A 20,684-nucleotide genomic window follows, 5' to 3' on the forward strand; every position below is an offset into this window, starting at 1 on the left:
AGGCGGGCGAGGGAGCAACCGCTTACCCGAACAGCCCCGTGAAGGGGATGACGGTCACCATGTCGCCGGGCTCGATCGCCGTCGCCTCGGCCGGCACATCGACCAGCGCGTCGGACTCCACCATGGAGGTCAGCACGCCGGAGCTGTCGTTGGGGAATTTGCGGGCAACGGGACGGCCGTCCTCCCCCATCTCCAGCGTCACGCGCAGGAATTCCCGCCGCCCCGCCTTCTTGCGGAAGCGGAAACCGGACACCGCCAGCGCGCGCGGGGTGAAGACGCGGTCGGCACCGCTCAGCCGCAGCACCAGCGGCCGGCCGACCAGCATGAAGGTCACCATGGCCGACACCGGGTTGCCGGGCAACCCCAACACCACCGCATCGCCGACGCGGCCGAGCGCCAGCGGCTTTCCCGGCCGCAGCGCCAGCTTCCACAAATCGATGGACCCCAGCGCGGTGACGGCCGCCTTCACATGGTCCTCCTCCCCCACCGAGGCACCGCCGGAGGTGACGATCAGGTCGGCCTCCCCGGCCGCACCGGCCAGCGCGTCGCGCACCGCGTCCAGCCGGTCGGGCAGGATGCCGAGGTCGCGCAGCTCCACCCCCAGCGCCGTCAACTGCGCGCCGACCGTGTAGCGGTTGCTGTCGTAGATGGTGCCGGCCGGCTTCGGCCCGCCCGGCTCGCGCAGCTCGTCGCCGGTGGACAGCAGCACGACGCGCAGCGGGCGGCGCACCAGCAGCTCCGCCCGCCCGCAGGAGGCGGCCATCCCCACCTCCTGCGCGCGAAGCCGACGGCCCGGCGCCAGGACCCGCGTGCCGGCCCGCATGTCCTCCCCCGCCGGGCGGATGTTGGCGCCGCAGCGGACGGCCTCGCGCAGCGTCACCGCGCCGTCCGCCGCCTCGCAGTCCTCCTGCATCGCCACCGTGTCCACGCCCGCCGGCACCGCGGCCCCGGTGAAGATGCGCACCGCCTGCCCCGGCCCGACGTTGCCGTCGAACACCGACCCCGCCGGCACCCGCCCGATCACCGTGAAGCGCGCGCCGGCCTCGGCATCCGCGCCGCCCGCATTCAGCCCGTAGCCGTCCATCGCCGACACCGCGCACGGCGGCACATCGCCCGGCGCCTCCACCGGCACGGCCAGCACGCGTCCCAGCGCGCGGGGGAGCGGCACCGTCTCCGTTCCCGTCACCGGGCCGTAGTCGCGCATCACCCGAGCCAGCGCCTCGTCGAGCGTCTGCGGGGCGGGTCCGGGCGCCGCGAAACAGTCCATGGTCGTTTCCTCCTCGTTCGCCGGGCGAGGGTAGCGCCGACCGCCGCTCACCGCAACGTGACCCGCCCCTCACGCGCCCGTGACACCGCGGGGCGCACAGGGCGACTATCGTGTCGACCACCGACAATGGGAGATGCGCATGCTGCGAACGGCAACCCTTGCGGCGGCCCTGGCCGCGATGACCGCCCTGGCCGCCCCGGCGCTGGCCCAGGATACGAAGCCGGCGGCCGACGGACTGGCGGTGGCGACCTTCGCCGGCGGCTGCTTCTGGTGCATGGAGCCGCCCTTCGACAAGCTGGACGGTGTGGTCTCCACCATCTCCGGCTACACCGGCGGATCGGTGGTGAATCCCAGCTACAAGCAGGTGTCGGCCGGCGGCACCGGCCACACGGAAGCGGTGGAGATCCGCTACGACCCGAAACGGGTGTCCTTCCAGACGCTGCTCGACACCTACTGGCACAACGTCGATGCGGTGGACGGCGGCGGCCAGTTCTGCGACCGCGGCAGCCAGTACCGCCCGGCCATCTTCGTCCACGACGAGGAGCAGCGCCGGCTTGCCGAAGAATCCAAGAAGGCGCTGGACGGCCGCTTCGCCAAGCCGATCGCCGTCACCATCGGCCCGGCCGAGACCTTCTACCCGGCCGAGGACTACCACCAGAACTACTACCAGAACAATCCGGTCCGCTACACCTACTACCGCTACGCGTGCGGGCGCGACAAGCGGCTGGAGGAGCTGTGGGGACCGAAGCCGTCAGGCTGACGTCACGCGCCGGTAACCACGGCTGGCCTCGATGAGGTGCCGCGTGTAGCCGTCGGCCGCCTCGCCGCGGCGGAGATCGGCAACGTCCATCGTCTCGACGATGCGCCCGGCCTGCATCACCGCCAGCCGCTCGCACATCAGCGAGACGATGGCGAGGTTGTGGGTGACCAGCAGCAGCGTCAGCCCTCGCTCCGCCCGCAGCCGGCGCAGCAGGTTCAGGATCTCCGCCTGCACCGACAGGTCGAGCGCGGAGGTCGGCTCGTCCAGCAGCAGCACCCGCGGCTCCAGGATCAGCGCGCGGGCGATGGCGATGCGCTGCCTCTGCCCGCCGCTGAGCTGGTGCGGATAACGGAAGCGGAAGCCGCCGCCTAGCCCGACCTCCTCCAGCGCGCGTTCGATGCGCCGCTCGGCGTCGCCCAGCCGCTGGATGGCGACCGGCTCGGCCAGGATGCGGTCGACCGTGTGGCGCGGGTGCAGGGAGCCGTAGGGGTCCTGGAACACCATCTGCACAGCCTTGTGGAAGGCCGCCGTGCGCCGCCGCCCCTGCTCCGCCCCGCCGACCAGCACGCGGCCTGTCCAGTCCGGGTTCAACCCGGATATGGCGCGCAGCACCGTGGACTTGCCGGACCCGGACTCACCCACCAGCGCGAAGGACTCCCCCTCCGCCACGCGGAAGGACACGCCCGCCACCGCGGTGACGGCACTCCGCCCGCCGCCGAAGCGGACGGTGAGGTCCCGCACGTCGATCACGACCCCTCCTCCAGCCAGGCCGGGTCGCGCCGCAGCACCGGCAGGTCGGCCGGCTCCGCCTCGATGCGCGGGCGGGCGGCCAGCAGGCCGCGGGTGTAGGGGTGGCTGGCCTGGGCCAGATCCGCGGCCCGACAGGTCTCCACCACCCGGCCGCCATACATCACCAGCACGCGGTCGCAGAAGGACGCCACAAGGTCGAGGTCGTGGCTGATGAAGATCAGCGCCATGCCGCGGCTGGACACGAGGTCGTCCAGGATGGACAGCACCTGCGCCTGCACCGACACGTCGAGCGCCGAGGTCGGCTCGTCGGCGATCAGAAGGTCGGGGTCGGGGGCCAGCATCATCGCGATCATCACCCGCTGCCCCATGCCGCCCGACACCTCGTGGGGGTAAAGGCCGTAGACACGCGCCGGCTCGCGGATGCGCACCGCCTCCAGCATCGCCAGCGCCCGCTCCCGCGCCTCGCGCCGGCCGACGCCGCCGTGCACCCGCAACGCCTCGGCGATCTGCGCCCCCACCGTCATCACCGGGTTGAGGGAGAATTTCGGGTCCTGCATGACCATGGAGATGCGCCGCCCGCGCAACCTCCGCAGCGTGCGTGCGTCCGCGGCCATCAGGTCGATGCCGTCGAACGCCAGCCGCTGCGCCGTCACCTCGGCGGCCGGCGGCGTCAGCCGCAGCAGCGCCCGCCCGGTCAGCGACTTGCCGGACCCCGACTCGCCGACGATGCCCAGCCGCTCCCGCCCCAGCGTGAAGCCCACGCCGCGCACCGCCTCCACCGTCCGCCGTTCGGTGCGGAAGCGGATGCGCAGATCCTCCACAGTCAGCAGGGGGGCACCGGTCATCGCTGCTTGGGGTCCAGCACGTCGCGCAGGCCGTCGCCCAGCAGGTTGAAGCCCAGGCTGACCACGCAAATGGCCACCCCAGGCATGGCGGCAACCCACCACTGGTCGAGGATGTATTTGCGCCCGCCGGCGATCATCGCCCCCCACTCCGGCGAGGGTGGCTGCGCCCCCAGCCCCAGAAAGCCCAGACCCGCCGCGATCAGGATGATGCCCGCCATGTCCAGCGTCACCCGCACGATCACCGACGACAGGGTCAGCGGCACCACATGCCCCCAAAGGATGCGCGCGGCCGACGCCCCCTGCAGCCTTGCGGCGGCGATGAAGTCGCTGTTGCGGATGGTCATGGTCTCGGCCCGCGCGATGCGGGCGTAGGGCGGCCAGCTCGTGACGGCGATGGCGATCACCGCGTTCTCGATGCCCGGCCCCAGCGCCGCGACGAAGGCCAGCGCCAGGATCAGCCGGGGGAAGGCCAGGAACACGTCGGTGACGCGCATCAGCACCGCGTCCACCCAGCCGCCGCGGTAGCCGGCGACGCAGCCGACAGCCAGCCCCACCGGCGCCACCAGCACCATGGTCAACGCCACCACCGCCAGCGTGATCCGCGCGCCATGCACCAGCCGGGACCAGATGTCCCGCCCCAGATCGTCGGTGCCGAGCCAGTGCCCCGCCGCCCCCGGCGGGGTCAGCCGCGCCGCCAGATCCTGCGCCACCGGCGAATGGGTCGCCAACAGGGGTGCGGCGGCGGCCACCAGCACCAGCCCGGCGACGATCGCCAGCCCCGCCATCGCCAGCGGGTTCCGGCTGAACAGCCGCCAGCCGGCGTAGCCCTGCCCCAGCCGGGCCTGGAGCCGCGAGCGCGGCGCCTCCTCCAGAAGCCACGCGGTCAGGCTCATCGCGCCCTCGGGTCGAACAGGCGGTAGAGCAGGTCCGACAGCAGGTTCACCCCCACGAACACCACCCCCACCACCAGCGTGCCGCCCAGCACCGCGTTCATGTCCACGTTCAGCAGGGAGCTGGTGATGTAGGACCCCAGCCCCGGCCACGCGAACACCGTCTCCGTCAGCACGGAGCCCTCCAGCAGATGGGCGTAGGACAGCGCGATCACCGTCACCAACGGCACCATGATGTTGCCCAGCGCGTGGCGCCAGACGATGCGCGCCTCGCTCACCCCCTTGACCCGCGCCGTGATGATGTACTCCTGCCGCAACTGGTCGAGCATGAAGCTGCGCGTCATGCGGCCGATGTAGGCCAGCGAGAAGACGCCCAGCACCCCGGCCGGCAGCACCAGATGGCTGACGGCGTTGCCGAACACCTCCCATTCCCGCGCGAGTGCGGCGTCGAGCAGCAGCAGCCCCGTCACCGGCTCCACGATGTCCTCATAGCCGATGGACAGCCGCCCCGGCCCGGCCACCCAGCCCAGCTCGGCGTAGAACAGCAGCAGCCCCATCAGCCCCAGCCAGAACACCGGGATCGAATAGCCGGCCAGCCCGATCACCCGCACGAGGTGGTCGATCCAATGCCCCTGCCGCACCGCCGCCAGCACCCCCATGGGCACGCCCAGCAGGACCCCGATCAGCGTCGCCGCCGTCGCCAGTTCCAGCGTCGCCGGGAAATAGCGCGCGATGTCCTCCGTCACCGGGCGCGACGTTAGCACCGACATGCCGAAATCGCCCCGCGCCACCTGCGACACGTACAGCCCGAACTGCACGTACAGCGGCCGGTCCAACCCCAGCTCGACGCGCGTTCGATCGTACAGATCCGGCCCGGCGTTGTCCCCCACCACCGCCAGAACCGGGTCCACCGGCACCACCCGTGCGATGACGAAGGTGACCAGCAGCAGCCCGAACAGCGTCACCCCCACCCCGGCCAGGGTGGCGGTGACGCGGAGCAGCAGACGGCCGATCGGGTGGAGGAACTCCGGCGAACTCACTTCTTCTCGATGCCGCGGTAGTAGTTGTTGTCGAAGCTGGGGCCGAGGATGAAGCCCTCCACGCCTTTGCGGCGGGCGGCCACCTCGATCTGCTGGAACATGATGACGAAGGGCGACTCCGTCTGGTGGCGGCGCTGGATGTCCTCGTAGACGGCGGCGCGCTTGGCGGCATCGCGCTCGACCACCGCGGCCTCGGTCTCCTTCGTCATCGCCGGGATGTCCCAGGCGTTGCGCCACGCCAGGGTCTTGGTGCGGCCCTCGTCCGCATTGTCCGGGTTCATGGCGAAGGTCTGGGCGTTGGTGTGCGGGTCCTGATAGTCGGGGCCCCACTCGCCGATGTAGATGTCGTGGTTGCGGGCGCGGTACTTGGTCAGCGTCTGCTTGCCGTCGCCGGGGATCAGGTCGAGCTTGATGCCGGCCTTCGCCCAATTGGCCTGGATCGCCTGCGCCACGTCGGTGTAGGGCGAAACGTTGCGCACATCCATGGTCACCGCGAAGCCGTCGGGCACGCCCGCCTTGGCGAGCAGCGCCTTGCCCTTCTCCAGGTCGAAGCCGTAGGGCTTGGTCTCGATCGCGCCCATGAAGCCCTTGGGCAGGAAGGCCTGGTGCACCTGGTACTTGCCCTTCAGCAAATTGTCCTGGATGCCCTGGTAATCGACCAGCCATTTCAGCGCCTCCCGCACCTCGGGCTTGCGCAGCGTCTCGTTCTTCTGGTTCAGGCCCAGATAGAAGATCGTGCCCTTCACCCCCTCCTGCACGGCGAGGTCGGCGTTGCCGGCGATGCCGGCGATCTGGTCCTTCTCCAGATTGCGGGCGAAGTCCACGTCGCCCTTTTCCAGCAGCAGCCGCTGCGCCGCCGCCTCCGCCACATGGCGCACCACCACCCGCTTGTTCTTCGGAGCACCATCCCAGTAATCGGCGTTGGCCTCCAGCGTGTAGCTTTCCTTGGGCTCCCAGCGCCGCAGCCGGTAGGGGCCGGAGGCGGCGGAGTTGCTCTTCATCCAGCCGTTGCCCAGGTCGCCGTCCTTCTCGTTCTTCAGGACCGTCGCCTTGTCGACGATGCCGCCGACCGACGCGGTCAGGCAGTAGAAGAAGAAGGTCGGGGCGTAGGGCTTGTCGGTGGTGATCACCAGCGTGCGCCCGTCCGTCGCCCGGATGCGCTCGCGCACATTATCCTTGGTAAAGCCGAACTGGGCGATGATGAAGGCCGGCTGCTTGTCCAGCAGCACCGCGCGCTGGAGCGAGAAGGCCGCATCCTCCGCCGTGACCGGGTTGCCGGAATGGAACTTCACGCCGTCGCGCAGGGTGAATGTGTAGGTCTTCCCGTCCTCCGACACGGTCCAGCGTTCGGCCAATTGCCCGCGGATGTCCGCCACGTTGCCGGGATCGAAGGTCAGCAGCTTGTCGTAGATGTTGCCGACAGCCTCGCTGCCCGAGAATTCGAAGGACTCGGCCGGATCGAAGGTGATGATGTCGTCGATCTGCTTGGCCATGACCACCGTGTCGCGCGGCGTTGCCGCCTGCGTGGCCAGCGGTTGCAGCACGGTTCCCGCCAGCAGAATCCCCGTCGCGATCCAGCGTGCGATCGTCATCGCCGTTACCCCCTGTTGTCGGCTTGTCGTCAGCCGGGCGGGACCCGCCGCGGCGCGGATTTTCAGACAGTCTGGTCCGGTCGCGGCTCCCCTGTCAACGAAGGGGCGTGCCGGCGCATCGGCACAGTTCCCCGGAACGCCGATCCGAATAAATCCTTTGGGCGATTGACGTTCTGCAATCGCCGGGTCAACTATTCGATGTCTGCGTCGTGCCGACAGCGCGGCCTTCCGGAGATCAGTTTTGGATACTTTGCCCGCCGGTGCCGCTCCAATCCAGTTGTCCGGCGAAAGGCGGTTCCAGCTTCTCGTCGATAGCATCCACGACTACGCCATCTACATGCTGGATCCGCAAGGTTACGTGGTCAGCTGGAACCCTGGCGCGCAACGACTGAAGGGTTACAGCCCCGACGAGATCATCGGCGAACACTTCTCCCATTTCTTCCCGGCGGAGGACCGGCGCGACGGGCTGCCGCAGCGCATGCTGGCGAAGGCCTTCAAGGAAGGGCGCTACCAGACGGAGGGCTGGCGCGTCCGCAAGGACGGCAGCCGCTTCCGTGCCAGCGTGGTGGTCGACACCATCCGCGACGAGAACGGCGCGCATCTCGGCTTCGCCAAGATCACCCGCGACATCACCGAGCGGTTTGAGGCCGAGGCGGCGCTGCGCCTGAGCGAGGAGCGGTTCCGGCTGCTGGTGCAGGGGGTGATCGACTATTCCATCTATCTGCTGGACACCGATGGCCGGGTCACCAACTGGAACGCCGGCGCGGAGCGCATGAAAGGTTACACGGCCGACGAGATCGTCGGCCAGCATTTCTCCCGCTTCTACCCGGAAGAGGACCGCGCGGCCGGCGCCCCCGCCCACAGCCTCGACACCGCGCGCCGCGAGGGCCGCTACGAGACCGAGGGCTGGCGCGTCCGCAAGGACGGCACCCGCTTCTACGCCAGCGTCGTCATCGACGCGATCCGCAACGAGAGCGGCGACCTGATCGGCTTCGCGAAGATCACCCGCGACATCACCGAGCAGCGCCGCACCCGGGAGGCGCTGGAGGAGGCGCGCATCGCGCTGTTCCAGTCGCAGAAGATGGAGGCGCTGGGCCAGCTCACCGGCGGCATCGCGCACGACTTCAACAATCTTCTGACGGTGATCGTCAACAGCCTGGATCTGCTGCGCCGGCGCGCCAAGGATGCGCGCGACCTGCGGCTGGTGGACAACGCCCACCGCGCGGCGGAGCGCGGCGCCAGGCTGACCCAGCAGCTCCTCGCCTTCGCCCGCCGGCAGGCGCTGACCCCAGCCAGCCACGACGTCAACACGCTGATCCGCGGCTTCGAGCCGATCCTGCGCCGCGCCTGCGGCGAGGCGGTGGCCTTGCGGGTGGATCTCGTCCACCGTCCCACCCCGGTGGAGATCGACGCGCCGCAGTTCGAGGCGGCCCTGCTCAACCTCGTGGTCAACGCCCGCGACGCCATGCCCGACGGCGGCCGGCTGACGGTCGCGTCGGGCCTTTTGGAGGTGGACGCCGAGCGCGCCGAGGGCTGGGGAGTGAAGCCCGGCCACTTCGTCGCCGTCCATGTCACCGACAGCGGCACCGGCATCGCGCCCGAGATCGTCGAGCGGGTGCTGGAACCCTTCTTCACCACCAAGGAGATGGGGCGCGGCACCGGCCTCGGCCTCAGCCAGGTCTACGGCTTCGTGCGCCAGTCCAACGGCCAGATGGAGATCGCCAGCACCGTTGGCCAGGGCACCACGGTCAGCCTCTACCTGCCGCTGGGCGAGGGGGTCGTGAACGCCGACGACGCGCCCGAACACGGCGCCGCGTTCGGGGGCTATGGCACCGTGCTGGTGGTGGAGGACGAGCCGGAGGTGCTGGAGATCGCCGTGGAGCTGTTCCACGCGCTGGGCTATTCGGTCCTGACCGCCACCGACGGTGCCGCAGCGCTGGATGTGCTGAAGCGCCCGGACAGCATCGACGTGCTGTTCACCGACGTCGTCATGCCCGCCGGCATCAACGGCCTGGATCTGGCGCGCGAAGCCTGCCGCCTGCGCCCAAGGCTCCAGGTCATCCTCGCCTCCGGCTACCCGATCCCCGCCACCTCCCCCCAACTCGCCGGCCTCGCCAACGCCGCCTTCATCACCAAACCCTACCGCTGGTCCGAACTGGCCGAGCGGCTGAAGTCGCTGCGGGCCGGTGGGAACGCATTGGAGTAGATCGTCTCGGAAAGCGGTTCATTACGACTCATAATCCGATACTGTTTTCGCCTTAAAAGCGTCAACACAGGAGGAGGAGACCGCAATGACCGAGACCGGGGCGAACCGGCACCCGACCGGAACCGACCACCTGTCACGCCGTGACTTCATCAACCGCACCGCCATCGCCGGAGCCGCGGCAGCGGTGACCGGCATCGCCGCGGCGCCCGCCATGGCGCAATCCTCGAAGCCCACAGCCGAACCGAAGAACGCAGCCGTCATGCCCGGCTCCATCGCGGAGGCGGGCCAACGCATCCGCAACGGCTCCCTGACGGTGGAGGACTTCACCCGGCGCTGCTACGACTGCATCGACCGTCTCGAACCGAAGCTGAACGCCTTCATCCTCCAGACCCGCGACGCGGCGCTGGAGACGGCGCGGGAGCGCGACCGCGAACTGGCGTCCGGCAGGGACCGCGGGCCGCTGCACGGCATCCCCATCGTGGTGAAGGACCTCTACGACATGAAGGGGCTGCCGACCACCGTCGGCTCCAAGGCCTTCCGCGACCGGATGGCGACGGAGGACGCCACCACCATCCGCAAGCTGAGGGAGGCCGGCGTGGTCATCCTTGGCAAGACCAACATGAACGAGTTCGCCGCCGGCGTGTCCGGAACCAACACGGAGTTCGGCGACACCCACAATCCCTGGTCGCTCGATCACTCGCCCGGCGGTTCGTCGAGCGGCACCGGAGCCATGCTCGCGGCGGGGGTCGGACTGGGCGGCACGGGGTCCGACACCGGCGGCTCGATCCGCGTGCCCGCAAGCTGGTGCGGCATCACCGGCATCCGGCCGACCGCCGGGCTGGTCAGTCTGGCCGGGCTGTTCCCGCGCTCTCTGTCGCTCGACACGGCGGGGCCGCTGGCGCGCAACGTGCGCGATCTGGCCGTGATGCTGGACGCCATGGCCGGCTATGACCCGCGCGATCCCAACTCCTCCTTCGCCCAGCCCCACGCGCGCTACGCCGACAGCCTCGACGGCGGCGTGAAGGGCCTGACCTTCGGCATCGTCAAGAACTACACCTACCGCGACGTCGACCAGCCCGTCGCCGACGCGGTGCGGGCCGCCGCCGACACGCTGGCCCAGCTCGGCGCCCGGATCACCGAGGTCGAGATCGCCCCGCTGGAAGGAAAGCTCGACTATTCCAAGCTGTTCAGCGACGTGCTGCTGTACGAGTTCAACCAGATCCTGGGCGACCAGTACCGCAACACGCCGAACGCCAAGGATCTCTACGGCCCGATCGTGCAGAGCAACATCGATGTCGGCTCGAAGGTGGCGAAGGAGACCTACGAACAGCGCATCCGCGAACGCCCCGGCGTGATCGCGGAGGTGAAGGCCGCCTTCCGTCAGATGGATGCCCTGCTCACCCCGGCCCTGCCCTCCACCGCTCCGTTGCTCAAGGCATCGGCGCAGGATTACGGCCGCGGCCGGCAGTTCACCATCCCCTTCAGCTACACCGCCCTGCCGTCGGTGGTCGTTCCCTGCGGTTTCGATTCGAAGGGCCTGCCCATCGGGCTGCAGATCGTCGGCGACCATTTCCAGGAAGCGCTGCTCCTTCGCATGGCGCTCGCCTTCGAAGCAGCGACGCCGTTCGACGACCGTCACCCGCCGATCCACTGCGCCTGAGGCCGGCAGGACCGGCCGGTGAAGCAGGAGGGGACGTAATCGAAAGGGATGGCGCGGGCCGGGGCTTCCGGGCAGTCTGGTCCCGCCTGTCCCACCCCGGAGTCCTCGCACCGATGGCCAGCGTCGCCGAAGCCCTGTCCATCGCGCTCGACCACCACGGCGCCGGCCGTGTGGTGGAGGCGGAGACGTTGTACCGACGCATCCTCGCCGCGGTGCCGGACGAGGCGAACGCGCGGCATCTGCTGGGCGTGCTGTGCGGGCAGACGGGGCGCGGCGGTCCCGCCCTGCGGTTGCTGCGGGAAGCGGTGGCGCTCGCCCCCGCCATGGCCGACCACCACCGCAACCTCGCCGCCCTGCTGGACGCCACCGGTTGCGGGGCCGACACGTTGCCCGCACTGCGCGCGGCGCACCGGCTGATCCCGGCGCACGCGGATACCGCCGACCGGCTCGCGCGCGCGCTGGTCGCCGCGGCCGACCGGGCGCTGGATGGTGGAACGCCCGCCGTGGCCGCGCGCCTATACCGGGAGGCGCTGGCGCTACGCCCGGAGTCCACCGAACTGCGCTTCAACCTTGCCGTCGCCGACCGCGACTCCGGCCATACCGCGGACGCCGCGGCGGGCTTCGCCGACGCGGCGCGGCGGCAACCGGAGCTGGCCGCGGCGCATCTGGAGCAGGGGCTTGCGCTGAACCGGCTGGGCCGGCCGGCCGAGGCCGCGCGCGCCCTGCGCCGTGCGCTCGCCACCGTTCCGGGGCACGCCGATGCGCTGTACGCGCTGGGCACCGTCACCACCGACGCCGCCCCCCTGCGCCGCGCCATTGCCGGCACCCCGGACCACGCGCACGCCCACGCGGCGCTGGCGCTGCTCCACCAGCGCGCCGGCCGCACGGCCGAGGCCGCCGCCGGCCACCGGCGGGCGCTCGCCCTCGCCCCGGCCCTTCCGGAGGCGCTGGTCAATCTGGGCACCGCGTTTGGCGAGCTTGCGCGGCTCGACGCCTCGCTGCAGCTGGCGCAACGGGCAGTAGCGCTGGACCCGGCGAACGCCGACCATCATCTGGCGCTCGGCAACGCGCTCCAGGCCCGGCGCCTGTTTGGCGCGGCGCAGGCCGCCTACCGCGCCGCCCTGGCCCGCCGCCCGGCGTTTCCCGAAGCGTACGGCAATCTGGGCATGGCGCAGCTCCGCGCCGGGCGGCCGACGGACGCGCTGCGCAGCCTCGCCGCTGCCGCGGTCCTCCGGCCGGACGACCGCACCCAATACGCCAACCTCGGCCTGACGCTGAAGGATATCGGGCGGGTGTCAGAGGCGCTGACCGCCTACCGCCGTGCGCTGGCCGTCGATCCGGGCTGGACGGAGACGCACTCCGACCTGATCTTCACCATGGATTTCGACAGCACCGCCACGACCGCCGACCTCCAGGCCGAGCGGCGGCGCTTCAACGAGCGCCACGCCGTGCCGCTCCGCGCCGTGCGCCGGCCGCTGCGCAACGATCCGGACCCGGAGCGACGGCTGCGCGTCGGCCATGTCTCGGCCGATTTCCGTGTCAACTCCGCCGCCTTCGCCTTCGGGCCGGTGCTGCGGCTGCTCGACCGTTCCCGCTTCGAGGTCGTCTGCTACTCCGGCGTCACGGTCGAGGACGCGATGACGCGCGAGTTCCGCATGATGGCGACGCTGTGGCGGGACACGGCCGGTCTCGGCGACGAGGCGCTGGCCGAGCGGATCCGCGCCGACGGCATCGACGTGCTGGTCGACATGTCCGGCCATTCCTCCGGCAACCGGCTGGCGGTGTTTGCCCGCCGGCCGGCCCCGGTGCAGCTCAGCGGCTGGACGCACCCGCACGGCATCGGGCTGGAGACGATGGACGCCGTCTTCTCCGACACCGTCACCATCCCGGCGGCCGAACGCCATCTGTTCATGGAACAGGTCTGGGACCTGCCCTGCTGCATCGGCTTCGAGGCGCCCTCCTACGCGCCGCCGGTGGTGGCACCGCCGTCGCAGGCCAGCGGGCGGATCACCTTCGGCTGCCTGAACCGGCTGTCCAAGGTGACGCCGCCGGTGATCGCGCTGTGGGCGCGGCTGCTGCGCGCCTGCCCCGGCACGGCGCTGCTGCTGAAGGACAAGGCGCTCGGCGATCCGGCGGAGCGGGAGCGCCTGCACAGCGCCTTCGCGGCCCACGGCGTGGACCCGGAGCGGCTGCGGCTTCTCGGCGGCAGCGCGCACGCCGACCATCTCGCCGCGTACGGCCAAGTGGACATCGCCCTCGACCCCTTCCCGCTCGGCGGCGGCATCACGACGATGGAATCGCTGTGGATGGGGGTGCCGGTGGTCACGCTGCTCGACCGCAAGCCGCCGGGACGCGTTGCCGGCGCCATCGAAGCCAGCCTGGGCATGGGCGACTGGGTGGCGACGGACGAGGACGCGTACATCGCCATCGCCACCGCCAAGGCCGCCGACCCCGCGGCGCTGGCACCGCTGCGCGCCGGGCTGCGCCGGCACTTCGCCGCCTCGCCCGTCGGCGACTTCGCCCAGTACACCCGCGCGGTCGAGGACGCCTACCGCAACCTGTGGCGGCGCTGGTGCCGGGCTTCCACCAAACTGTAACAGGACCGTCACTTGCCTGACCAACAATGGCTTCGATAGACCCTGCGCAGGGGTGACGGAGGCGGGGCATGGCGGAGAGGGTGGCGGCATCGCCGAGGCGGCGGCGCCCGATCGCGGCGCTGGGCGGCGCGTTGATCGCGGTGTTCCTGGTGAACGGGCTGATCGGGCTGTTCGCCATCCAGCACGAGCGCGACAGCGACATGGCGGAGCAGGCCATGGAGGCCCGGCTGGAAACGGCGCTGGACACCGCGCGCACCGCGCAGGTCGCCTTCAAGATCCAGGTGCAGGAGTGGAAGAACATCCTGCTGCGCGGCGGTGATCCCGTGGAGTTCGACCGTTTCCTCCGACGCTTCGAGGAGCAGGAGCGCGCGGTCGCGCGGGCGCTCGCCACGCTGAAGGACGACGCCGCCACCCTCGACATCGACGCCGCGACGCCGGAACGGCTGTTGGCCGACCACGCCACCCTGGCGGCGCGCTACCGCGGCGCCCTGCCGCTGTTCGACCGCGCCGACCCGGCCAGCGTACGCGCGGTGGACACGGCTGTGCGCGGCATCGACCGGCCGCTCGACCAGGGCATCGACGGGCTGGCCGAAGCCTTGCGACGGCGCGCCGCCGCCGTCCGGATGGAGCAGCAGGCGCAAGCGGCGGACCGCTACGCCACCCTGCGCGCGGTGTCGCTCGCCAGCCTGCTGGCCGGGCTGGCGCTGATCGGCGTCATCCTCGTGCGCGGCGCGCGGGCGGGCTGAGACCGGTGGAGATCGTCGCTTCCCTGTTCGGCGGACTCGGCCTGTTCTTCACCGGCGTGAAGCTGATCGGCCGCAACCTCCAACACATGGTGGGCCGCCGCTTCCGCGCGCTGGTGGCGCGCGCCACCGGCAATCCGCTGACCGCCGCGCTGGCCGGCACCGCGCTGGGGGTGCTGACGCAGAGCACCAACGCCGCCACCTTCATCGTCATCAACCTCATCTCCGCCGGGGCGCTGACGGTGCGGCGCGCCATGCCGCTGGTCGCCTGGGCCAATCTCGGCACCTCGGTGCTGGTGATCCTGGCGGTGGTCGATCTGCGGCTGGCCGTGCTGTATCTGCTGGGCGTCACCGGCCTCTGCCATTACTTCGACCTCGACAGCTCGGCCCGCTGGCGGCATCTGGTGGGGGCGCTGCTGGGGCTCGGCATCCTCTTCCTCGGCCTGCAACTGATGAAGGGCGGGGCGGCCCCCTTGCGCGAGCTGGCGATGGTGCAGTCCGCCCTGCGCTTCGCCGCCTCGTCGGAGGCGCTGCTGGTGCTGATCGGCGCCGCCGTCGCCATGGTGGCGCAATCCTCCGCCACCGTGTCCGTCCTGGCCGTCACCATGGCGTCGGCCGGCCTGTTCGGGGAGGAGGCGACGATCCTGCTGGTGCTGGGTGCCAGCCTCGGCTCCGGCGCCACCACCTGGCTGATGGCCGGGAACCTGGAGGGCACGCCGCGCCAACTCGCCGTGTTCCAGGCGCTGTTCAAGGCGGTCGGCGTCGCCATCCTGCTGCCCCTGTTCCTGATCGAATCGCACCAGGGCGTGCCGCTGCTGCGCCACGCCATCGACGGCCACGTCCCCGACCTCGCCCACCGCGCCGCCGCGGTGTATCTGCTCTGCCAGCTCGTCCCGGCGCTGGTGCTGGCCCCTGTCTACGGGCCGCTGGCGCGCCTGTTCGACCGGCTGCTGCCGGCCAGCCGGGTCGAGGTGCTGTCGCGCCCCGCCTTCCTCTACGATCAGGCGCTGGTGGACGCCGAAAGCGCCCTGCCGTTGGTCGAGCGGGAACAGGAGCGGCTGATCCGCCACCTGCCGGACTATCTCGACAGTGTACGCGCGGAGCCGCCGGCCGCGCAGCCGGTCCCGCCGGACGAGCTGCACGCCGCGACCGGCAGCGTCGCCCGCGTCATCGACTCCTTCCTGACCGAGCTGCTGGACGCGCCCCTGTCGCGCGGCGCGCTGGAGCGTGGCGTGCTGGTGAAGACCCGGCAGGAGATCGTCGTCTCCCTGAACGACAGCGTGCATGAGCTGGTCCGGACCATCGCCGCCGCCCCGCCCGAGGTGCGCGCCCAGCCGCTCACCGGCAACCTCGTGGAGAGCCTGCACGCCCTGCTGCTCACCTTGGCGGAGGCCGCCGCCCACCCGGAAGCGGAGTCGATCGATCTGCTGATCCACCTGACCGCCGACCGCGCCGAGCTGATGGAGCGCATCCGCCGCACGCTCCTGCGGTCGGAGACCCCGCCGCCCTACCCCGTGCAGCAGGCGCTGTTCGCCATGACGATCCTGTTCGAGCGCCACGTCTGGCTGATCCGCCGCTACGCCCTGCTGCTGCGGCCGGAGGGTGGGGAGGAGACCGGCTGAACCCCGCCTAAATTTCCCAGAGCCGCGGCAGCCGCGCCGGCAGGCCGGCCGCGGCCGAGCGGAGCGCGCTCCACAGGGCGGCGTACGCGCGCCGTACGTGCCGTGCGTCGCTCCCCAGCACCCGCATGACCAGCAGCCCATCGACCACGCTGGCCCCGGCACGCACGCCGGCCAACCCCTCCATCACCGCGCGCGCGGCGTCGCGATGATCCGGCGCCCCCGGCCCGGCCAGCAGCAGCGTGGCGACGGCCCCGGCCCCGTCGAAGGCGGCGGGGTGGGCGATGGTGGCGGCGAGGTCGCCATCCAGATGCAGCGCGTCGGCCCAGACCAGCCGGCCGTCCACCGCCACCTCCCACGCATCGCGCACCAGCCCGCGGGTCAGCCGCTCGCCATGGGCGGCGCGGCCGAACACCAGCATCTCCCCGGCCAGCGCCCGCGCGTCCTCGTGCAGGTCGAGCCGGGTGGAGCGGCGCAGGCGCGAGCCGTCGAAGACGATGGCCTCCTGCGGCATCCACTCCAGCCAGCCCCCCGCCTCCACCGTCACGGCCGTGTCGATGCGGCAGTCGGCCCCGGTGGAGCGGTAGACCTTCTCCGCGGCCTGGCTGGTGACCAGCGCCGCAGCCCCCGGCCCGGCCGACACGGCGAGATCCAGCCGGTCGCCGCCGACCAGCCCGCCCGAGGTGGTGACCAGCACCGCGTTCGGCAGGTCCCCCACCCGCGGCGTCGGCATCAGCCAGCGCAGCGGGTCGTGGTGGTACAGCGTGGCGAGCCGGGTCGCCCCGTCCCGCCGCTCGAACCGGATCTCCGCGGCGCCGTGCACGGCGACCTTCTTCGTTTCGCCCGCGCGCGGCGGTGCGAGTGCTTCGGACATGTCCCGGCAATCCCGTTGTGTCACGCGGCTCCCGCCGCTTTTGCCGCCGCCCGCACCGCCTCCACCGCCAGCAGCACCCGCTCCGGCGTCGCCGGGGCGTCGAGGCGCACCGGCACCCGGTGGTCGCCCACCGCGGCCACCGCGTCCTTCAACGCCAGCCAGCCCGACAGCGCCAGCATCAGCGGTGGCTCGCCCACCGCCTTGGAGCGGTGGATGGTCTCCTCCCGGTTGGGGCGGGCGTCGAACAGGCGGACGCGGAAATCCTCGGGCAGGCAACGGGAGGTCGGGATCTTGTAGGTGCTGGGGGCGTGGGTGCGCAGCCGCCCCTGTCCGTCCCACCACAGCTCCTCCGAGGTCAGCCAGCCCAGCCCCTGGACGAAGGCGCCCTCCACCTGCCCCAGGTCGATGGCCGGGTTGATGGAGCCGGAACAGTCGTGCAGCAGATCGACGCGCGGGAAGCGGTACTCGCCGGTCAGCGTGTCGATGACCGCCTCCGCCACCGCCACGCCGCAGGCGAAGTAGAAGAAGGGATGGCCGCGCCCCTTCTCGCGGTCCCACCAGATCTTGGGCGTCGTGTAATGGCCGGTGGCGGACAGGTGCACACGGTCGAGATGGGCCTTCTTCGCCAGCTCGGCGAAGCCCATGGCGTGGTTGCCGGCGAACACCGCGTTGTCGCGGAACATCACCGCCTCCGCCCCGACCTTGCAATGCCCGGCGACCCAATCGGTCAGCCGGTTGCGGATCGCGCGCGCCGCCAGCCGGGCGGCGTGGCCGTTCAGGTCGGTGCCGGCGGACGCCGCCGTGGGCGGGGCGTTCGGCACCTTCTCGGTGGTGGAGGCCGTCACCCGCACGCGGTCGATGTCGATCTGGAACTCCTCCGCCACGATCTGCGCGATCTTGGTGTGGATGCCCTGCCCCATCTCGGTGCCGCCATGGTTCACCTGCACCGACCCGTCGGTGTAGACATGCACCAGCGCCGAGGCCTGGTTCAGATGCTTGACGGTGAAGGAGATGCCGAACTTCACCGGGGTGAGCGCCAGACCCTTCTTCAGCACACTGTTGGCAGCGTTGAAGGCGGCGATCCCCTCCCGGCGCCGCCGGTAGTCGCTGCTGCGCTCGATCTCGTCGATCAACTCGGCCAGCAGGTCGGGTTCGGACACCCGCATGCCGTAATGGGTGGTATCGCGGCCCGGACTGCCGCCCAGGCCGCCGCCGTAGAGGTTGGCGCGCCGAACCGCAAGCGGGTCCTTGCCCAGGCTGCGGGCGATCTCGTCCACCACATGCTCGATGGCGGCCATGCCCTGCGGCCCGCCGAAGCCGCGGAAAGCGGTGTTGGACACCGTGTGCGTCTTGCAGCGGTGCCCGGTCACCCGGGCGGCGGGCAGGAAATAAGCGTTGTCGGCGTGGAACATGGCGCGGTCGACCACGCCGTTGGACAGGTCCAGCGACATGCCGCAGCGCCCGGCCAGATCCATCTCCAGCCCCCGTATGCGCCCATCGGCGTCGAACCCCACGTCGTAGCGGACGTGGAAGTCGTGGCGCTTGCCGGTCATCAGCATGTCGTCGTCGCGGTCCAGCCGGAACTTGACCGGCCGCCCGGTGGCCCGCGCCAGAAGGGCGGCGATGCAGGCGATCTGCGCCGGCTGGCTCTCCTTGCCGCCGAAGCCGCCGCCCATGCGCCGGCACTCCACCGCCACGCTGTGCATGGGGATGCCCAGCACCTTGGCGACCGCGTGCTGCACCTCCGACGGGTGCTGGGTGGAGGAGTGGACGAGCAAATCCCCGTCGTCGCGCGGGATGGCGTAGGCGATGTGGCTTTCCAGGTAGAAATGGTCCTGGCCGCCGATCTCCAGCGTGCCGGTCAGCCGGTGCGGCGCCGCGGACACCGCCGCCGCCGCGTCGCCGCGCGCCATGGTGATGGGGGGCGAGACCATCGCCCCGGCTTCCAGCGCCTGTTCGGCGGTCAGGATCGCCGGCAGCTCCTCGTAATACACCTCGACCAGCTTCGCCGCGGCGCGCGCCCTCATCATGCTGTCGGCGGCCACCGCCACGACGGCCTGACCGGCATACTCCACCAGGCCGGACGCCAACACCGGGTCGCCCGGCATCACGGCACCGATGTCCAGCTCCCCCGGCACGTCGTCCGCCGTCAGCACGACGGCCACACCGGGCGCCAGCCGCGCCGGCCCGGCGTCCACCCCGACGATGCGGGCGTGCGGCTTGTCGGACAGGCGCACGGCGGCGTGCAGCGTGCCCGGCAGCTCCGGCAGATCGTCGATGTAGCGGGCCGCACCGGTGACGTGCCCGGCGGCACTCTCGTGCTGGAGGGCCGCGTGCACGCCACCGCGGATCGGGCGCGCCACGGGGGGCAGGGCCGTGTCAGGCATGGGCGGTCTCCAGCGCGTAGGCCTCCTCGCCGCCCGTGTGGCGGAGGAAGCGGAGCACGAGGTTGCGGGCGACGGCGGCGCGGTAGCGGTCGCTTGCCCGCATGTCGGACAAGGGCGTGAAGTCGGCGTCCAGCGCCGGCAAGGCCGCCGTGACCGCGGCCTCGCTCCACGACCCGCCGGTCAAGGCCGCCTCCAGCGCGCGGGCGCGCGCCGGGGTGGCCGCCATGCCGCCATAGCCGGCCCGGAACTCCGCCACCGTGCCATCCTCGGCCAGCGTCAGCCGGAAGGCGGCGCAGACGGCGGAGATGTCCTGGTCGCGGCGCTTGGACACCTTCCAGGTGGCGAAGACGTCTCCCGGCCGCGGGTACGGGATCAGCACCCGCTCAAGGAACTCCCCTTCGCGCAGGTCGCTGCGGCGGTAGCCGAGGTAGAAATCCTCCAGCGCCACGGTGCGCCGCTGGCCGTCGCGGTGCAGCACCAGCTCCGCCCCCAGCGCCAGCAGCGCCGGCATGCTGTCGCCGATGGGGGATCCGTTGGCGACGTTGCCGCCCAGCGTGCCGGAGTTGCGCACCTGCGCCGCCCCGATCCGCCGCACCAGCGCCGCCAACGCCGGAAGCCGCCGCTCCAGCACCGGCAGGAGCGCCGTGTAGGTGACGGCCGCTCCCACGTCCAGCCGGTCCTCCCCCTCCACCAGCGTGCGCAGTTCGGCCACCTCGGCGAGGTGGATCACCTCCGGCAGGGTGCGCAGATGCTTGGTGACCCACAGCCCCACGTCGGTGCCGCCGGCCAGGATCGTCGCCTTTGGGTGGGCCAGGACCAGCGCCGACAGGTCGGCCAGGGTCTTCGGCTGGTGCAGCACCCGGCCCTGACCCGAGACGGTCAGCGCGTCGGGCCGCGCGATGGAGCGCAGCAGCGTCGCCAGACCGCCCTCCGCCCGATCGAAGCGGTCGGTCGCCGGGTCCTTCGGCGGCAGGCTGCGGGCGGCGTCGAGGATCGGGCGGTAGCCGGTGCACCGGCAGAGGTTGCCGGCCAGCGCGTCGTGGATGGTGTCATCGTCCGTACCCCCACCCGTCCGGTGCAGGGCGAACAGCGCCATCACGAAGCCCGGCGTGCAGAAGCCGCATTGGGAGGCGTGGTTCTCCATCATCGCCCGCTGCACCGGGTGCAGCTCCGGCCCGTCGGCCAGATCCTCCACCGTGACCAGCAGCTTGCCGTCGATCTGCGGCAGGAACAGGATGCAGGCGTTGACCGCGCGGTAGCGCAGATGGTGGCCGCCGCCGTCCAGCTCGCCCAGCACCACGGTGCAGGCGCCGCAGTCGCCCTCCGCACAGCCCTCCTTCGTGCCGCAGCGCCCGTTGGCGCGCAGCCATTGGAGCACGGTCATGGCGGGGTCCGCCTGCGGCACCTCCACCACCCGGCCCCCCAGCACGAACCGCAGCGCGTCCGTCATCTCG

The 20,684-nt window shown here is 71.5% G+C and carries 15 protein-coding genes; 6 read left to right on the top strand and 9 right to left on the bottom strand.

The genetic code is table 11. The features are described from left to right. Positions 1–22: 22 nt before the first annotated feature. Complete coding sequence (locus tag HL658_RS07105) at positions 23–1,267, bottom strand: molybdopterin molybdotransferase MoeA (protein WP_180281212.1); 1,245 nt, start codon at positions 1,265–1,267, stop codon at positions 23–25. A 139-nt stretch (positions 1,268–1,406) separates the two neighbouring features. Between HL658_RS07105 and msrA the strand changes: the two genes are divergently transcribed. After that, positions 1,407–2,027 carry a peptide-methionine (S)-S-oxide reductase MsrA gene (gene msrA / locus HL658_RS07110; protein ID WP_246337354.1) on the top strand — a complete coding sequence of 207 codons (621 nt, stop codon included), beginning with the start codon at positions 1,407–1,409 and terminating at the stop codon, positions 2,025–2,027. On the opposite strand, the gene HL658_RS07115 is transcribed toward msrA, so the two are convergent. The 5 genes from HL658_RS07115 to HL658_RS36940 are packed head-to-tail and all read right to left on the bottom strand — an operon-like array spanning position 2,019 to position 7,144. Then, positions 2,019–2,777, bottom strand: coding sequence for an ATP-binding cassette domain-containing protein (locus HL658_RS07115; protein ID WP_180281214.1), 759 nt, complete (start codon positions 2,775–2,777; stop codon positions 2,019–2,021). The two genes, msrA and HL658_RS07115, sit on opposite strands and share 9 nt — an antisense overlap. Beyond that, positions 2,774–3,622, bottom strand: coding sequence for an ABC transporter ATP-binding protein (locus HL658_RS07120; protein ID WP_180281215.1), 849 nt, complete (start codon positions 3,620–3,622; stop codon positions 2,774–2,776). The genes HL658_RS07115 and HL658_RS07120 overlap by 4 nt, the downstream gene beginning before the upstream one ends. Continuing rightward, positions 3,619–4,515, bottom strand: coding sequence for a nickel transporter permease (gene nikC / locus HL658_RS07125; protein WP_180281216.1), 897 nt, complete (start codon positions 4,513–4,515; stop codon positions 3,619–3,621). The genes HL658_RS07120 and nikC overlap by 4 nt, the downstream gene beginning before the upstream one ends. Beyond that, entirely contained in the window at positions 4,512–5,552 is a 1,041-nt protein-coding gene (locus tag HL658_RS36935; protein ID WP_425485322.1) for an ABC transporter permease, read from the bottom strand. Before HL658_RS36935 ends, nikC begins: the two co-directional genes overlap by 4 nt. Continuing rightward, positions 5,549–7,144 (bottom strand): ABC transporter substrate-binding protein, encoded by a 1,596-nt coding sequence (locus HL658_RS36940; RefSeq protein WP_246337355.1) that lies wholly within the window; start codon positions 7,142–7,144, stop codon positions 5,549–5,551. The genes HL658_RS36935 and HL658_RS36940 overlap by 4 nt, the downstream gene beginning before the upstream one ends. A 277-nt stretch (positions 7,145–7,421) precedes the next feature. On the opposite strand from HL658_RS36940, the gene HL658_RS07135 reads away from it, so the two are divergent. From HL658_RS07135 to HL658_RS07155, 5 genes are all read left to right on the top strand, one after another. Beyond that, positions 7,422–9,350 (top strand): hybrid sensor histidine kinase/response regulator, encoded by a 1,929-nt coding sequence (locus HL658_RS07135; RefSeq protein ID WP_211109670.1) that lies wholly within the window; start codon positions 7,422–7,424, stop codon positions 9,348–9,350. A gap of 85 nt (positions 9,351–9,435) precedes the next feature. After that, positions 9,436–11,010 (top strand): amidase, encoded by a 1,575-nt coding sequence (locus tag HL658_RS07140; RefSeq protein WP_180281218.1) that lies wholly within the window; start codon positions 9,436–9,438, stop codon positions 11,008–11,010. Positions 11,011–11,123: 113 nt separating this feature from the next. After that, complete coding sequence (locus HL658_RS07145; protein ID WP_180281219.1) at positions 11,124–13,607, top strand: O-linked N-acetylglucosamine transferase, SPINDLY family protein; 2,484 nt, start codon at positions 11,124–11,126, stop codon at positions 13,605–13,607. Between the two features lie 68 nt (positions 13,608–13,675). Next, positions 13,676–14,353 carry a hypothetical protein gene (locus HL658_RS07150; protein WP_180281220.1) on the top strand — a complete coding sequence of 226 codons (678 nt, stop codon included), beginning with the start codon at positions 13,676–13,678 and terminating at the stop codon, positions 14,351–14,353. Between the two features lie 5 nt (positions 14,354–14,358). After that, the gene (locus tag HL658_RS07155; protein WP_180281221.1) at positions 14,359–15,972 is read left to right on the top strand and encodes a Na/Pi symporter; all 1,614 of its coding nucleotides are present in this window, start codon (positions 14,359–14,361) and stop codon (positions 15,970–15,972) included. Between the two features lie 7 nt (positions 15,973–15,979). On the opposite strand, the gene HL658_RS07160 is transcribed toward HL658_RS07155, so the two are convergent. Genes HL658_RS07160 through xdhA form a run of 3 tightly spaced genes read right to left on the bottom strand, consistent with a single transcriptional unit; the run spans position 15,980 to position 20,680 of the window. Further along, complete coding sequence (locus HL658_RS07160; RefSeq protein WP_180281222.1) at positions 15,980–16,843, bottom strand: urease accessory protein UreD; 864 nt, start codon at positions 16,841–16,843, stop codon at positions 15,980–15,982. 20 nt (positions 16,844–16,863) lie between these two features. Further along, positions 16,864–19,230 (bottom strand): xanthine dehydrogenase molybdopterin binding subunit, encoded by a 2,367-nt coding sequence (gene xdhB, locus HL658_RS07165; protein ID WP_180281223.1) that lies wholly within the window; start codon positions 19,228–19,230, stop codon positions 16,864–16,866. Then, positions 19,223–20,680, bottom strand: a complete 1,458-nt coding sequence (gene xdhA / locus HL658_RS07170) for a xanthine dehydrogenase small subunit (RefSeq protein WP_180281224.1) — start codon at positions 20,678–20,680, stop codon at positions 19,223–19,225. The genes xdhB and xdhA overlap by 8 nt, the downstream gene beginning before the upstream one ends. Between the last annotated feature and the right edge of the window lie 4 nt (positions 20,681–20,684).

It is taken from the genome of Azospirillum oleiclasticum (assembly GCF_013423485.1).
GTDB lineage: Bacteria > Pseudomonadota > Alphaproteobacteria > Azospirillales > Azospirillaceae > Azospirillum > Azospirillum oleiclasticum.

What these genes read in the sequence shown, in the direction of transcription:
- HL658_RS07140 (WP_180281218.1), top strand. Translation starts at nt 9,436, where the DNA reads ATGACCGAGACCGGGGCGAACCGGCACCCGACCGGAACCGACCACCTG.
- HL658_RS07105 (WP_180281212.1), bottom strand. Translation starts at nt 1,267, where the DNA reads ATGGACTGTTTCGCGGCGCCCGGACCCGCCCCGCAGACGCTCGACGAG.
- HL658_RS07160 (WP_180281222.1), bottom strand. Translation starts at nt 16,843, where the DNA reads ATGTCCGAAGCACTCGCACCGCCGCGCGCGGGCGAAACGAAGAAGGTC.
- HL658_RS36940 (WP_246337355.1), bottom strand. Translation starts at nt 7,144, where the DNA reads ATGACGATCGCACGCTGGATCGCGACGGGGATTCTGCTGGCGGGAACC.
- xdhA (WP_180281224.1), bottom strand. Translation starts at nt 20,680, where the DNA reads ATGACGGACGCGCTGCGGTTCGTGCTGGGGGGCCGGGTGGTGGAGGTG.
- nikC (WP_180281216.1), bottom strand. Translation starts at nt 4,515, where the DNA reads ATGAGCCTGACCGCGTGGCTTCTGGAGGAGGCGCCGCGCTCGCGGCTC.
- HL658_RS07145 (WP_180281219.1), top strand. Translation starts at nt 11,124, where the DNA reads ATGGCCAGCGTCGCCGAAGCCCTGTCCATCGCGCTCGACCACCACGGC.
- xdhB (WP_180281223.1), bottom strand. Translation starts at nt 19,230, where the DNA reads ATGCCTGACACGGCCCTGCCCCCCGTGGCGCGCCCGATCCGCGGTGGC.
- HL658_RS07150 (WP_180281220.1), top strand. Translation starts at nt 13,676, where the DNA reads ATGGCGGAGAGGGTGGCGGCATCGCCGAGGCGGCGGCGCCCGATCGCG.
- HL658_RS07120 (WP_180281215.1), bottom strand. Translation starts at nt 3,622, where the DNA reads ATGACCGGTGCCCCCCTGCTGACTGTGGAGGATCTGCGCATCCGCTTC.
- msrA (WP_246337354.1), top strand. Translation starts at nt 1,407, where the DNA reads ATGCTGCGAACGGCAACCCTTGCGGCGGCCCTGGCCGCGATGACCGCC.